The 13,926-nt window shown below is 75.3% G+C and carries 15 protein-coding genes; all 15 read right to left on the reverse strand.

All coding sequences use genetic code 11. From position 1 onward, the window contains the following. A complete protein-coding gene (locus AB0O36_RS06525) occupies positions 1–354 on the reverse strand; it encodes a hypothetical protein (protein WP_365104955.1) in 354 nt (117 codons plus the stop codon). A gap of 5 nt (positions 355–359) precedes the next feature. Then, a complete protein-coding gene (locus AB0O36_RS06530) occupies positions 360–893 on the reverse strand; it encodes a phage baseplate assembly protein V (protein WP_365104958.1) in 534 nt (177 codons plus the stop codon). Then, a complete protein-coding gene (locus AB0O36_RS06535) occupies positions 890–1,990 on the reverse strand; it encodes a hypothetical protein (RefSeq protein WP_365104961.1) in 1,101 nt (366 codons plus the stop codon). Before AB0O36_RS06535 ends, AB0O36_RS06530 begins: the two co-directional genes overlap by 4 nt. A 17-nt stretch (positions 1,991–2,007) precedes the next feature. Next, positions 2,008–2,343, reverse strand: coding sequence for a LysM domain-containing protein (locus AB0O36_RS06540; RefSeq protein ID WP_365104964.1), 336 nt, complete (start codon positions 2,341–2,343; stop codon positions 2,008–2,010). Positions 2,344–2,353: 10 nt separating this feature from the next. Next, positions 2,354–3,085 carry a hypothetical protein gene (locus tag AB0O36_RS06545; protein WP_365104967.1) on the reverse strand — a complete coding sequence of 244 codons (732 nt, stop codon included), beginning with the start codon at positions 3,083–3,085 and terminating at the stop codon, positions 2,354–2,356. Beyond that, positions 3,082–3,441 (reverse strand): hypothetical protein, encoded by a 360-nt coding sequence (locus AB0O36_RS06550; RefSeq protein ID WP_365104970.1) that lies wholly within the window; start codon positions 3,439–3,441, stop codon positions 3,082–3,084. The genes AB0O36_RS06545 and AB0O36_RS06550 overlap by 4 nt, the downstream gene beginning before the upstream one ends. Continuing rightward, entirely contained in the window at positions 3,438–5,666 is a 2,229-nt protein-coding gene (locus tag AB0O36_RS06555) for an ATP-binding protein (RefSeq protein ID WP_365104972.1), read from the reverse strand. The genes AB0O36_RS06550 and AB0O36_RS06555 overlap by 4 nt, the downstream gene beginning before the upstream one ends. Positions 5,667–5,887: 221 nt before the next feature. Beyond that, positions 5,888–7,111 (reverse strand): DUF4255 domain-containing protein, encoded by a 1,224-nt coding sequence (locus AB0O36_RS06560; protein ID WP_365104975.1) that lies wholly within the window; start codon positions 7,109–7,111, stop codon positions 5,888–5,890. Further along, entirely contained in the window at positions 7,108–7,971 is an 864-nt protein-coding gene (locus AB0O36_RS06565; protein WP_365104978.1) for a hypothetical protein, read from the reverse strand. The genes AB0O36_RS06560 and AB0O36_RS06565 overlap by 4 nt, the downstream gene beginning before the upstream one ends. Further along, positions 7,968–8,687: a hypothetical protein gene (locus AB0O36_RS06570; protein WP_365104980.1), complete on the reverse strand. Its 720-nt coding sequence runs from the start codon at positions 8,685–8,687 to the stop codon at positions 7,968–7,970. The genes AB0O36_RS06565 and AB0O36_RS06570 overlap by 4 nt, the downstream gene beginning before the upstream one ends. A gap of 5 nt (positions 8,688–8,692) precedes the next feature. Next, positions 8,693–9,220, reverse strand: a complete 528-nt coding sequence (locus tag AB0O36_RS06575) for a phage tail protein (RefSeq protein WP_365104982.1) — start codon at positions 9,218–9,220, stop codon at positions 8,693–8,695. Positions 9,221–9,275: 55 nt separating this feature from the next. Continuing rightward, entirely contained in the window at positions 9,276–10,868 is a 1,593-nt protein-coding gene (locus tag AB0O36_RS06580; RefSeq protein WP_365104985.1) for a phage tail sheath C-terminal domain-containing protein, read from the reverse strand. Between the two features lie 199 nt (positions 10,869–11,067). Continuing rightward, positions 11,068–12,402, reverse strand: coding sequence for a phytase (locus AB0O36_RS06585; protein WP_365105426.1), 1,335 nt, complete (start codon positions 12,400–12,402; stop codon positions 11,068–11,070). A gap of 241 nt (positions 12,403–12,643) precedes the next feature. Beyond that, positions 12,644–13,525, reverse strand: a complete 882-nt coding sequence (locus AB0O36_RS06590; RefSeq protein ID WP_365104988.1) for a methyltransferase domain-containing protein — start codon at positions 13,523–13,525, stop codon at positions 12,644–12,646. A 178-nt stretch (positions 13,526–13,703) separates the two neighbouring features. Continuing rightward, positions 13,704–13,889: a hypothetical protein gene (locus AB0O36_RS06595; protein ID WP_365104990.1), complete on the reverse strand. Its 186-nt coding sequence runs from the start codon at positions 13,887–13,889 to the stop codon at positions 13,704–13,706. Positions 13,890–13,926: the final 37 nt, after the last annotated feature.

Genomic DNA, 13,926 nt, shown 5'->3' on the forward strand with positions numbered 1-13,926 from the left:
CTAGCCCGCCGTCACCCGGAGCTGGACCCAGTGCACCAGGGGCGTCGTCGGCGGCGGCCCCGCGCACACCCCCGCCCCGGGCACCGGCCCGGCGGGCGGCGGGTCCTGCACCAGCAGCGGCCGGCCGCCGGCCAGGACCCGGGCGGCGAGCCCGGTCCAGGCGACGCCCGTGCACGGCGGCGAACCTGACACGCCCGGGCAGCCGGTGACGGTCAGCAGGTCGGCGGCCGTGGCCACCGGCGCGCCTCCGGCCAGCGCCCGGAGCTGGGCGGGAGCGTCCCGGACCGTCCCGAGGTGGCCGCAGGTGATGACGGCGGCGGTCGTCAGGACGAAGGAGGCGGTGGAGGACGGCATCGCGGTCACCCCGGCAGCACGGTGAGCGCGCCGTTGCCGAGGTCGATCCCGGCCTGCGTCACCTTGATCGTGGGGCCGGCGGCGGAGGCGCCGATCTCGATGCCGCCCTCGTGCAGCCGGATGTAGGGGCCCGCCGGGCCCTTGAGCTGCAGCAGGATGCCGCCGGTGGGCCCGCCGAGGTCGGACAGCAGCAGGCAGGTCTGGGCCGGCGTGCCGATGACGACCTGGGGGGTGCCGTCGGGTGCCGCCTGGGCCGCGGGCGGCAGTTCGGCGGATCCGCCGCGCCAGAAGCCCGTCCACACCGCCCGGTCGGGGTCGCCCTCCGCGAACTGCACCCAGACCCCGGAGTTGACGAGCGGGACGACGTACATGCCGCTGGCCGGTCCGGCGAGCGGGGTCGCGGGCTGCGCCCATACGCAGGGGTCGTCGCCGAGCACGTCCGCGACGCGCACCAGCAGCCGGCCGGTGCGCAGCGGGTCGGTGTTCGAGACGACGACCCCCTGGTAGAGGCCGTGGAAGGGGGGTGCTGCCTTGGTCACGGGGTCACCACCGGGGTCAGGGAGCCGAGTCCGTCGCGGGTGAGGGTGAACTGCTGCCGGTACGCGCCGCGCGTGATGTCGTGGGTGACGCCGGCGACGTACCAGAGGCCGTCGTGGGCGGTGCCGGCCCCGCGTACGCCGACCAGCCGGCGGGCGCGCAGCACGTGCCCGTAGCGCAGCACGTCGAGGGTGCCGGTGCCGCGGACGGCGTCGGTGCCGGCGGCGGTCCGGCCGAGGCCCAGCAGCAGGGCCTCGGTCACCGAGCGGTCGCCGATGTCCGGCAGCGGCTCGTGGCGGAGGGTGACGGCGGGCCGGGCCGCGAGCGGGGGGTGCAGCAGGCCGACGTCGGGGACCGGCAGGTCGATGCCGGTCTTGGTGACTGGTTCGGTGAGGGTCACCGTGTACTGGGTGCGGGACAGGCCGTCGTAGGTGAAGTCCAGCGATTCGACGGTGGCCGCCGCCCCGGCCCCGAGGGTCAGGGCGGGCTGGACCGGCCCGGCGCGGACCTGCGGGCCCCAGTAGGCCAGGCTGCTCCCGGGCAGCGGGCCGGGTTCCAGGTGGAAGACGTACCCGACCTCCGCGGCGAGGGATTTGAGGTAGGCGAGGTCGGTGCCGGCCTGGAGGGGGACGTGCCGGACGGGGTCGGGTACGTCGGCCAGTACGGGCGGCACGGCGAGCGGCACGATCCCGTACGCCGCGTACTTGGCGCAGATGGCGAGGACCCGCGCCTGGTGGGGCATGGCGGGGTGGCAGGTCCGCTCGTGGCGGACGTCCATGAGGAGGGTGAGGTCCTCGCCGGTGACGGTGAGGAGGGAGGCTCCGGGCTCGGCGCTGGGTGCCAGCTCCTGCTGGGTGATGATCCCGTCGGACAGGACGCTGGGGGTGCCGCCGGCCACGGCGACCAGGACCACGCGGATGCCGGGGTCGAGGAATCCGGCGGGGAGCAGGGTCCGGCGGACGACCGAGCGGGCGCTGACGGCGAAGGTCAGCTGGAAGCCGCCGGCCTGCCCGGAGGTGCTGGTCACCTTGACCGACCGGAGCGCGTCGGCGAGGGCTGCGGGGACGGGGACGGCCAGCACCGGCCCCATCAGGAGCATCAGGCGGAGGCTACCGGTCACCCGGTCCCCCCGCCCGGAGCGAGGAGGGCGGCGGCCCCGGGCAGTCCGGCGGGCAGGGTGACGCGCAGCCGCCGGCCCGGGTGCGCGGTCAGTTCGGCGGGGGTCAGGACGCGGTGGGCGTCGGCGATCCGCCATGCCTGCTCGGGGTCGCCGAGGTACCGGGCGGCTATGTGGTCGAGCCGTTCGTGGGGAGCGACCGCGTGCACGGCGACGGTGGTGAGCGCATCGGGGTCGGGCATCGGGCGGCGGCGTACGTAGGTGACGGTGCGGCCGTCGGGCAGCCGGAGCCGGGCGGTGGGGACGTCGTGGTAGCGGCTGGTGGCGCTGAACATGCGGGCTCCTTCAGAGGGTGGTGGGGCCGTTGCCCGGACCCGTGCCGGGACCGGGACCGGGAGCGGTCCCGGGACCGGGACCGGGACCCAGGCCGAGACCGAGGCCGAGGTCGGACGGGGTGCGGGTGATCTGCGCGGCGAACCGTTCGCGGGATTCGTGGTGCTGCAGGTAAAGGAGGCCACCCTGGTTGCGGAAGCCGAGGTCGTCGACGGTCAGCACGCGGGCGGTGACCGCGACCTTGGCGCGGATCGGGTGCAGGGCAGTGTCGAACGCCTCCTCGGTCACCCCGAATTCGGTGATCCGCACCGGCAGGACCCGGTCCCGGCCGAGCACCAGGACCGTCAACGGCGCTTCGACCGGCGCCACTTCGATCATGCCGAGGGAGGCCATGCGGTCCTCGGCGAGCAGCTGTCCCAGGGGCGGGTAGAAGGCGCTCTCCAGGGCCGCGAGGACGGGCAGCAGACCGTGCCCGGCCTCCACGGGGTGCTCCTCGGGCGCCTCCAGCCGGTCGGCGGCGTCGAATTCGGCCTCGAACCGGTACGTCTCGTGGGGCGGGCCCTTCAGGCGCTGCGCCTCCAGGCGGTCGCCGGGCTCGGGACCGATGCCCTGGGGCTGGAGGGTCCGGGTCAGCGAATCGGGGTTGAACTGGAACGGTACGGTCCGCAAGGGGCGGCCGGTGCCCGGGTCGAGCTGGACGAAGCCGCCGCGGACCACCCGGGGCGCCCCGGGGAAGCCGGTCACGGCGCCTCCCGGCGGGGCCCTGCGGGGCGGGCGCCCGGGGTGCCGTACGCCAGGGCCGCGTGGAGGGAACGGGCAGCCGCCCGGCCTGCGGCGGCCGCTTCCCCGGGGCCGCCCGCCGGGGTGGCCGGGTGTGCGGCCGGGCGGGCGGCCGGGACGCCCGACGACGACGGGCCGGTGTCCGGGACGGTCAGGGACCGCACCCGGCGGGGCGCCCAGGCGGCGGGAGCGCGGAGCAGCCGGGCGAGTTCGGCGGTGAGCGCCTCCCGGAACTCGCGTTCCCGGGCCGGCCGCGCATGGGTGCCGGGCAGCCGGTCCGCGTCCACGACGAGGCGTTCGATGTGCAGTTCCACCCTCATGACGGCACCTCACCGGTCGGGACCGGCCGTGGGGGCCTGGGACGCGGCGGGGACTGCGGCGGGGTTTGCCGCGGGGTGTGCGGCGCGGTGTGCGGTGCGGTGTGCGGCCAGAGGAAGTCCCTTTCCCGTACGGGCTGTTCCAGTTTGCGGAACTCGTCCCGGGCGGCCCGCAGCACCAGCGGCATGGTGATCGCGGTCCCGTCCGCGGCGGCCAGGAAGGCGGCGTTGACCGCGATCGTGCGGGTCATGGCACCGCTCACGTCGAGCCGCGCCAGCCGCTCGTAGTCGAGCCGGTCGCGGCCCGGCGCCGCCGCGGGGAAGGCCCGCCGCCAGATCTCCCGGCGCTGGGCCACGTCCGGGAACGGGAACTCCACCACGAACCGCAGCCGGCGCACCATCGCGGCGTCCAGCGCCGAGCGCATGTTGGTCGCCATGATGGCCAGCCCCCGGTACGACTCCATCCGCTGGAGGAGGTAGTCGACCTGCACGTTGGCGTACCGGTCGTGCGCGTCCCTGACCTCGCTCCGTTTGCCGAGCAGCGCTTCCGCTTCGTCCAGGAACAGGACGGCGCCCCCGGCCTCGGCCGCGTCGAAGAGCCGGCGGAGGTTCTTCTCGGTCTCGCCGATGTACTTGCTCATCACCGCGGAGAGGTCCGTGCGGTACAGGTCCAGGCCGAGTTCGCGGGCGAGCACCTCGGCGGCCATCGTCTTGCCGGTTCCGCTGGGGCCGGTGAACAGGGCGGTCACTCCGAGTCCGCGGGTCCGGCGGTCGCCGAAGCCCCAGGTGTCGTACACGGTGCCCTGGCGGGTCACCTGGTCGGCGATCCGGCGGAGCCGGTCGCGGGCCGGTCCGGGCAGCACCAGGTCCTCCCAGCCGGCGTCGGGGCGGACCCGCTGGGCCAGGCCGTCGAGCCGGGACCGGCTGCGGAGCAGACAGGCGTCCCACACCCGGCCCGGCTCGTTCGCCGCGGCCACCTCGGCGATGGCGGGCAGGTCCAGGGCGAACTGGCGGGCGAGGAGGTCCACGTGGACGCCCGCGGCGGCCGGACCGAGCACCTCCCGCCAGGCGTCGGCCCGCTCGCGCGGGGTCGGCGGCCCCACGTCGACCACGACCGTGCCCCGCCCGGCACCGCCGCAGGCCGGCTCCGGTCCGAGGCCGGCGGCGGCGTCCCGGGAGCTGACGAACACCGGGGCGTCGACCCGGGTGAGGAAGCGGGCGACGGCGGCCGGGTCGTACGCGGCCCCGGTCGCGGTCCCGTACCCGTCGCCGGAGCCGTCGCCGTACGCGTGGCCGGAGCCGGCCCGGTCGTCGTCCGCGTCGAGGTAGAGGGCCGCCGGCAGCAGGGCGGTCTCGCGCTCCCAGAGCCGGGCCAGCTCCTCGGCCTCCTCGGCCCTGGCCGGCAGCAGGGCGGCCGGGAGGCGGTACGCCGGCAGTCCGAAGGCGGCCGCGGCGCAGGCCGCGACCAGCCGCTTGCTGCCCGGCTGCGCGCCCACCAGGTGGAGCACGGGCGGGGTGGCCGGGGCGCGGTCCCAGGCGGCCGTGCACTGCTCCACGGCGGCCCGCTGGGACGCCGGCAGGTCCGGGTGGCCGGCAGGCGGGAGGGGGGTGACCAGGTGGGCCAGCCGTTCGTCGAGGTGGTCGAGGCCCCGGACGTGGTCGACGATGCGCTCGTCGGCGCGTATCGGGCTGTTCAGGACGGCCGAGCCGGGGGCGCGGGTGATCCGCACCAGCCGCCAGTGCCGCAGGCGGCCGTGCGGGGACACCGCTTCCCAGGACGGGCCGGGGAGGACGGCGAGGGCGAGGCCGGGGGTGGGGAAGGGCATGGCGGTGGTGCCGTGGGCGGCGGCGAAGAGCCGGCCCATGGCCGGGTCGAGTTCCTCGGCGAGGCTCATGAGGAGCAGGTCGCGTTCGAAGCGGGTCAGGTCGAGGCGGGCCGCGAGGGTGACCAGGGCGGGGGGCGGGTCGGTCGCCTCGGCGGCGGCGATGCGGGCTGCTGCGGCGGCGAGGGCTTCGCCTGCGGCGGCGGCCGCAGCGGTAGGGGCCGGGGCGGTGGGGGCCGGCTGGGCCGCGGCCGGCGCGTCGCCTCCGGCGGGTCGGGAGGAGGGCTGCGGTTGCCGGTGGCGGCGCCATGGGGAGGGCGGACGTACGTCGGGCGGGGGCGCGACCGAGGGCGGCTGCGGTGCGGTCGGCGGCGGCGGCGGTGCCGTGTGCCCACCCTCCCCCAAGCTCTCGACTGCGCTCGAGCAGGTGGGGGTACCCCCGGCGAAGCCAGGGGGAGGACCCCCATCGCCCTGCGGCACGCCTGCCCACACGACGGGCGGGGGGCCTGCCCACACGGCGGCGGGTGGGTCGGGTTGGGCGTGCTCTGTCAGCAGGAGGCGGAGCCAGGTCAGCGAGGCGGTCAGGAAGTCCGCGTTGTGTCGTTCCCAGGGGTCAGTTGCGGGCATCAGGTCACCGTCAGCCGTTGGGTCGGGTCGTACGAGGGGCGGTCCGTGGTGCGGTCGGGGACGAGGAGGCTGTCCACGCCGTCCACGCGGAGGCGGACGGGGTGGCTGCCGGGGCGGGCGTGTCGCACCGTGAAGCGCGCGGTGTTCCCGGCGAGTTCGCGCGCGGTGTGGGCGTCGGCGCCGAGCAGCAGGTCGACGCGCTGGCCGGGGGCGAACGGCGGGTCGGCGGTCAGGGTGATCCGGGCGGTTCCCGCGCCGTCCCGGGTGACGGCGGCCGGCATGGTGCTGGTGATGGCCGGCGCGAGGGCCAGGTACCAGGGGCCCACGGGGAGTTCGGTCCTCGGGCTGCCGCCCAGCAGGGTCAGGGCGTGCACGCCCGCCGCGAGGCCGCCGGGCAGGCGCAGCAGGACCGGGTCTCCCGGGGCCGGCGCGGCGACCGGAACGTCGACGGCGTCGGGGGCGGGGCCGGTCGGGCCGGCTGTCGTGGCGGCGAGACGGGTGAGGCGGATTCCGGTCACCCCGGACAGGTGGGTGCCGTGGAGTTCCACCGTGTCCCCGGTACGGGCGGCCGGCCTGCCGCCCGGGTAGTGCAGCCGGTGCACCGCCGGGGTGGTGGGCCGGGGGTCGGCCCCGGCGCGCGGTCCGCGGCCGTCCGCGCCGCGTGCGAGTACGGGGAGCGGGGTGCGGACCGGCCGCCGGGAGTCGATGAGGACGGCCCGCACCTCGAAGGCTGCGGTGAGGCGGTAGGGCGTCTGGAAGACGCTCCACAGCGAGTAGATCTCCTTCTCGTCGACCGCGTGCCAGGTGATCCGGATGTGGTCGGGCTGCCGGGAGAGGTCGCTGAAGGCCGCGGTCTGGGCGAGTTCGGCCCGGCTGAGCAGCGGCCGGGTGTGCAGGGCCTGGAGGGCGGCGCCGAGCAGCCGGTGGGCGACCAGGTCGTCGTCGCCCTGCACGAACGGGGTGAGGAGGTAGTGCAGCACCAGGGGCAGGGGCGGTTCCCCGGTCTCGCCCGGGAGGAGGCCGGGTGGTGGGTCGTTGCGGCGTTCCGGGGCCGTCGAAGTGCGGTAGAGGAAGAGGTTGACGAGGCCCGGCTGCCCGGTCGGGCTGACCCGGTGCGGGGGGCGGGCGACAGCCGTGGCTCCCGGCTCGACGGACTTGATGCCGTCCTCGACGAGTGCCCGGAGCGTTTCGGTGACGGCCTCGATGGCCCGTGCGTCACTCACGTGGCACCTCCCTGGCGACGACTCAGGTAGGCGTCGAGCGAGAGGGAGGGTCCGCGCGGGGTGCGGCGTACGGGTTTCGCGTCGGCCGTACCCGCGGAACCGCCGGTCCCGCCCGAGCCGTTGGAGCGGATCTCCAGCCGGCCTATCGTGATGTGCACGGTGGTCTCCTCGGGCGGCTGCGGCGAACGTGCCGCGGGCCGTTCCGCAGACCCTTGCGCAGTCCGTTCCGCGGACCGCACCGGTGATCGTTCCGCGCCCCGCGTGCCGTTTCCGACGGCGGTCGCCGTCGCGGTGTACGACCCTTCCCACGGCAGCGCCCCGGGTCGGTTCGGGTCTGCGCCACCGCCGGAGGCGGGCGGGCCCGGGTGGGCCCCGTCGGCCGCGTCCCCGGAGAGGGGCTCGCCGAACGGCCCGGCCGGCGTGCGGGATCCGCGCACGGACGGCGCCGTACCGGACGCGGTGAGGCCGGTGACACCGGCGAGGCCGACCGGACGGGAACCGCCCGAACGCGTGCCGGTGCCGTCGCCGGATCCGGTGTCGGTCGGCGCGCCGCTGCCGATGTCCGACTCGCCGGGCTCGCCCGGCCCGCCCGGCCCGGTCACCACCGCGGCCGCCGCGCCCCGAGTCGTCCCTGATGCACGCCGGGCGGCGGGCGCACCGAAGCGCCGCCCTTCCCCGGGCAGGTCCGGTCCGGAAGCCGGCCGCGCCGGAGGGCCTGCGGACGGGCCGGGCACGCCGGGAACACCGGGCGCGGACAGCGCCGGTGGCGGGTCGAAGGGGGACGGCGGGCGGGGACGTACGGCGGCGGGGTCGGGCCGGCCGTGGGCCCGGTCGAGGACCCGGTCGAGGAAGTCGCTCATGCGCCGACCGCCTCCAGGTAGAACCGCCGCCGTGCCGGACTGAGCGCCAGGATCTCCTCCTCGCGCCAGCCGTACGCCCGTGCCAGGGCGTGTACGTCGGCCAGCAGGCCCCGGGCGCACGCGTCGAGGTCCGCCCAGACGTGCGCGGCGACGTCGACCGGGGCGGCCCAGGCGTGGGCGCAGACGGCGCAGGTCAGGTCGAGCCGGATGTCGGCGCGCGGGTCGAGGCCGGGCAGCGCCTCCGCGACGGCGGTGAGCACCGGTTCCGGCAGGGCTTCGCCGGCGGGCGGGGTGCCGTCGACGTCGAGCACGCACCGGGCGGCGAGCCGGCGGCGCGCCCCGGCGGCCGTGGCCGGGCCGACGTCGAGGAGGTCGCGGCTGGTGAGGGCGCGGTAGCGGACCCGGTGGCCGGCGGCCTCCAGGACGGCTTCGGCGGGCGCGGGCGCGGCCGGGCGGCGCAGCTCCGCCGCCGGGACCGCGACCTCCAGTTCCGTGCCGCAGTCGGGGCAGCGGGCCAGGCAGTCCAGGTCCCCGTCGAGGCAGGCGTCCCGCAGGGCGACCAGGAGCGCGTCGCGGGTTCCCAGCGGCAGGTCCCCGGCCTCGTCGGCGGTGTGCCCGCCCGCGGCGGCCGCGAGCAGGACGGCACGGGCCGTGGGGGTCCGGCCGACGGCGTCCTCCCAGCCGCGCAGCAGCAGGTCCTGGGTGAGCGGGCGCACCGGGGTCACACCGCCGGGTCGTCGAAGGCGACCTCGGCCGCGGGGGGCATGGCCACGTCGCGTATCCAGCCCTCGTTCTGCAGGGTGATGTGCTGGACCAGGACGGCGTTGGCGTTCGCGTCGAGTTCGGAGAGCGGCTGGTACTCCGACACCCAGCAGTTGAAGACGTGGTAGGAGAGCACTTTCTGGCCGGTCTCGTCGTGGATGTCGATGACGAGGTCCCGGCGGAAGTCCTTCAGCGAGGTCTCCCGTCCGGACGCCGAATTGGCGAAGCTCCACGTCTTGTTGGCCCATTTCTCGAACTCGTGGCCGTTCACGGTGACGCCTCGTTCGAGGACGATCGGGTCGTATTCGACGCGGCCGGGGAGTTTGGCGCTGGTGGACGGGGAGCCCCCGTCGCGGTGCTTGACCACTTCGACGGTCCGCTTCATCCCGGTGATCTTGTGGACGCCGAGGAAGGGCACGGTGCTGTCGCTGTAGCGGACGCGGAAGCGGAAGTTCTTGAGCGGGTCGACCCGCGCGGTGGTGGCCAACGACGGCTCCTTAAATCGACGTCAGACCTCGATCACGGACCTCTGGGCACAGGCCTCAGACCTGGAGCTGTCCGGCGAGCTGTTCGATGTGGATGATCACGAACTCGGCCGGCTTGAGCGGGGCGAAACCGACGACGATGTTGACGATGCCGCGGTCGATGTCGTTCTGCGGGTTGTTCTCCCGGTCGCATTTGACGAGGTACGCCTCGCGGGCGGTGGCGCCCTGGAAGGCGCCCTGCCGGAACAGCCCGTTCATGAAGGCGCCGACGTTGAGCCTGACGGAAGCCCACAGCGGTTCGTCGTTGGGCTCGAACACGACCCACTGGGTACCGCGGTAGAGGCTCTCCTCGATGAACAGCGCCAGCCTCCGGACGGGCAGGTACTTCCACTCGTCGGCGAGCCGGTCGGCGCCGCGCAGGGTGCGCGCGCCCCACACCACCGGGCCGAGGACGGGGAAGGAGCGGAGGCAGTTCACCCCGAGCTGGTTGAGCCGGCCGTTCTCCCGGTCGGTCATCGGGATCGCGGGCCGGGTCACCCCGGCGAGCGAGGCGGCGGTGCCCGCCGGGGCCTTCCACACCCCGCGCTGGACGTCGGTTCGGGCCATGACCCCGGCGACGGTGCCGCAGGGCGGCACGGTGGTCGGGCTGCCGTTGCCGGCGGGGTCGGGGATGACCAGGTCGGGGAAGTACACGGCGGCGTTGCGGGCGTCGTCCCCGGCGACCGGCGGGGCGGCCATGGCGGTCGCGGCGGCGTCGACGGTGCGCCAGGCGGCGGGCGGGTCGACGAGGAGCAGGGCGCGCCGGTCCACGCACAGCCGGGCGGCCGGGGCGAGGGCGGCCGCGGGTGCTCCGGGCAGGCAGAGCAGGTTGAAGATGTCGGTCCGCAGGAGCTGGTAGAGGCCCTTCTTGTCGGCCTCTCCGGTGGCACCGCCGCGGTAGTCAGAGAGTTGCGGGGGGTCGCCGTCGGCTCCGCCGCGGGCCCGGGCGTAGCGTGCGGGCTCGGCGTCGTCGAACGGGTCCTGGCTCGGGTCCGCGGCGGTGATCGCCTCGTGTGCGGCGGGGACCGCGTCGAGCACGGCGCCGGTGGCGGGGAGGGTGAGGAGGGCGGAGGCGCTCAGGGCCTTGTCGAGGGAGTTGGGGTCCTCGGGGCGGGAGCTGATGTTGAGGTGCCGTTCGAGGGTTCCGGTGCCCTTGTCGAGCACGGTGAGGTTGTAGAGGGTGGGCGCGGCGCCGGCCGGGAGCCGTTCGCTGGTGTCGTGGTCCACGCGGACGCGCAGCCGGTCCCCCCAGAGCCCTTCGCCGCGGGCGACGAGGTGCACCTTCTTCGGGCCGTCGAGTTCGACGGTGGATGCCTTGGCGTTCTTGGTGTCCTCGGCGTCACCGGTGTGGACGATGCGGACGATCTCGGCCTCGCTGCCGCCGTTGGCGTAGAACTGGTGGACCGCGTAGCCGAGTTGGCCGCCGGGGGTGACGCCGCCGAATATCCGCTGGTAGTCGGCGAAGCTGGTGATGTGGACGGGGCCGTCGGTCGGGCCGCGGAGTGCCGCCCCGACGAACGCGGCGACGGAGGTCGGCACCCCGGTGATGGTGTGGACCGCACTCCTGACCTCGTCGATGTACACGCCCGGAAACGTGGGACTGACGGGCACGACCGGCCCTCCTCTCGCTGTGCAGTGGTGCCCAGCGTGCCGGACGGCCGTGATCGGAGCGTCACTGATCCGTCACGAGCGGTGACCATCCGGATTCTCGCCCGGCCATCCCGGGAGGGCGGGTACCGGAGGGCCGGGTACCGGAGGGCCGGGGCCCGGGAGTCCGGTACCCCGGCCCTCCGGGGAGTTCTGCGCGGGGTCAGTCGTCGATGCGGTCCAGCACCTTGCCGAGGTCGACGAACTTGAAGCCGGTGGCGGTGCGTTCGCCGTCGTGCGGGGCGTCGTGGCCGTCCTGGACGACCAGGAGGCCGCGCGGGTACTTGGGGCCGAGGGGCTGCTGGAGGGCGGCCGCGCCGTCGCACTCCTCGGAGCCGTCGAGCTCGCGGGAGCGGGCGGTGATCCGCAGACCGCCCTCGTACTCGTTGACGTTCTTCCCGGCCTTGCCCGGCTTCCACGGGTTCCCGGCCTTCCCGGCCTTCCCGCCCTTGCGGCCGTAGAAGGCGAAGGTGTTGTCGCCCTGGCTGGACGCCATGAGGTAGCCGTCACCGCCGGGTCCGCCGATCACGGTGAGCCCCTCCACGTCGGCGGTCAGGTGGCGGCCGCCGAAGCCGGGGTCCGCTCCGGCGGCGCACTCCTCGGTCTCCTCGTCGTAGACGGCCGGTACGCCGTACTCGCGGACCCTGTCGACGAGTTCGGGGCGGCCGGTGAGGTCGGCGCGGACCCGCCAGATGCCGACGTCCTCCTGGCCGGCGTAGAGCATGCCGTTGGCGGGGTCGACCACCATGCCCTCGACCTGCGGCAGTTCGCCGGGCTCGGCGCACGGCGTCCAGGACGTGCCGTTGGGCAGGCGGAAGGAGGAGGGCAGGTCCAGGGTGCGGACCTGCCGGTATCCGACCGTGCCGCCGGGCCGGGCGAGGAGTTCGAGGAGGGCGACCCGGGTCTCGTGGCGGCGGCTGACCAGCGCGTACGAGCGCCCGGACGCGGGGTCGGTCCAGGTGGCGAGGCCGTAGGCGGTCCGCTGCTCGTTGATCTCGGCCTGGCCGGAGGAGAAGACCGGGCGGACGGCCGGGTCGGTGACGTCGGTCAGCGGGCCCTGCGGCCGTTCGCGGTCGATCCGGTAGAAGCGGAGCCGGTCGTTGCCCCGGTCGGTGACCACCGCGAGGTCCGTACGGCCGGAGGCCAGGCGCATGCCGTGGACGAGGTCGACGTTGTTGAACCGGCCCGGGGCGTCGTCCGCGCCGGGCCCGGCCGGGGCGGGCAGGGACTGGACCTGCGCGGCGTCGAGGTCGTAGACGCGCAGCCCGCCCTCCTTGGCGGTGGCGACGACCAGGCTGCGGGCGGGGTCGGTGCGGTTGCGCCAGATCGCGGGGTCGTCCGCGTTGGCGTTGCCGCCCTGCTCGTCGTCGAACAGCGGCGCGGTCTCGGCCGTGGGCGTCACCTCGGGCAGCGGGCGGGCCGCGCGTCCGCCGGGCGCGGCGGGCGCGGGCTGGGCGGCGGCCGGGGCGGGGGCGGTCACGGCGGCGGCGAGCAGCACGGCGGCCGCGCCCAGGGTGAACGCGGCGGGCCTGGTGGGGCGGTTGAGGGAGGTGGGACGGTTGAGGGTCACGAGGACTCCGGCATCGGGGCCGTGACGACATCACGGCCATGGGGGTGGACGCGCAGAGCCTCGGACCGCCGGATGACGTGCGGCGGTTGCCGCGGCGACGGTCCGGTGTGCGCCGGATGAACTCGGCACTCGGCCGCTGGATTCCCTTCCCATGCCCGTGAGTTGACGCTCATTCAGAACGGGTGGCGGTGATGACGTAGTAGTCGAGGATGCCCTGCTCGTACGCACGCAGGAAGTTGCGGGGCCAGGTGCCCGGTTTCCACTGGTCCGACAGCCAGCGGTCCCAGCCCCGCCAGACCGCCGGTCCGATCGACCGCACCTCGGCGCCGGTCAGCCCGGCTCCGGTGAACGCGCCGGTCAGCCCAGAGGCGGGCCGGGCGATGTCCAGTCCGTCGGCGAAGGTCTCCAGCATCCCGGCCAGCTGCCCGGCCCGTCCGGCCGACTCGTCGACGGTGAAGAAGCTCGCCACGACCACCCGGCCGCCGGGGCGCAGTACGCGGGCCGCCTCCCGCGCGAAGGCCGTCAGGTCGTCGAAGTGCTGGGCGGCCTCGACGCTGTACACGCAGTCGAACTCCGCGTCGCCGAAGGGCATTCCCTCGGCGGCACCCCGCACGAACCTCATCCGCCCGGGGCTGGCGTCGAGCAGCCGGGCGTTGGCCCGGCGGGCGCGCTCCAACTGGCTCGGGTGGATGTCCATGGCCGTGACGTGGGCCGGCCGGTACTCCTCCACGGCGAGCGTACAGCCGACCCCGAGTCCGCAGCCGACCTCCAGCAGACGGCGCCCGGCCAGGGGCCCGGCCGCGTCGAGCACGTGCCGGTACATGTCCTGCTGGCTGCGCACCCGGTCGGGCACGGACAGCGGGCGGTCGAGGTCGATGTCCCGCCAGTAGCCGAAGTTGATGAACCCTCCGGCGAAGACCGGGACCGAGCCGAGGTCCATCGGCCCGTACGTCTCCCGGACCGGGGCCCGCATCCCGTCCGCCCCGGCGGGACGCGCGTTCCGGGGCCCGCCGTCCTGTGCCCCTTCGGGTTCCTGCGCCGATTCCGTCACCCGCGCCACCTCCGGGACCAGTCTTGCGGGCGGGCCGACCCGTGTCGACCACGCCTGACCGGCGCGCCGCGGTCCGCTCAGCGCAGGAACGCGTAGGACGTGCCGTCCGGGGCGAGGTTGCGGGAACACAACGTCACGTCGCTGCCCTCCAGATGGGCCGGCAGCCATTCGCCGGAGGTCATCTCGTACAGGGGGCCGGCCGGAGTGTCGCGATCTCGATCGAACCGTAGGCGTCCACGATCTCCCGGAAGTCCGCCGGGAATCCGATGCCGAGCTCCTGCTCCAGTCCGGTCCACGGCTCCGGATCCGTCCAGTTGAAGCGCGGTTCACCCAACAGGGTCGATATCTGCGCGAGCGCCGTCACCGCTGGTGTCCTTCCTGAAGGGCGGGCATGTTCGGCG

The sequence above is a fragment of the Streptomyces sp. NPDC089799 genome (assembly GCF_040684755.1).
In the GTDB taxonomy this organism is placed as follows: Bacteria; Actinomycetota; Actinomycetes; order Streptomycetales; family Streptomycetaceae; genus Streptomyces.